The 247-nt window shown below is 68.8% G+C and carries 1 protein-coding gene; it reads right to left on the bottom strand.

Annotation, left to right across the window (positions count from 1 at the left end):
* The coding region (locus M3147_RS19200; protein ID WP_251204988.1) for a hypothetical protein at positions 1 to 247 on the bottom strand (247 nt) is incomplete at both ends.

The following is a 247-nucleotide window of genomic DNA, read 5'->3' as shown; positions in this document are numbered from 1 at the left end:
CACCATCCCGCTCCCACGGCTTGCGATCGCCATCACGACGAGGAGCACCCGAGCGATCGTTCTCCCACGGCTTACGGTCGCCATCGCGACGAGGACCACCGGACCGCTCGCCACCGCGAGCACCATCCCGCTCCCACGGCTTGCGATCGCCATCACGACGAGGAGCACCCGAGCGATCGTTCTCCCACGGCTTACGGTCGCCATCGCGACGAGGACCACCGGACCGCTCGCCACCGCGAGCACCATC

The organism is Agromyces mediolanus (genome assembly GCF_023715325.1).
In the GTDB taxonomy this organism is placed as follows: Bacteria; Actinomycetota; Actinomycetes; order Actinomycetales; family Microbacteriaceae; genus Agromyces; species Agromyces mediolanus_A.
The sequence above is the reverse complement of the archived record's forward strand: the minus strand, read 5'-3'. Positions and strand labels throughout refer to the sequence as shown.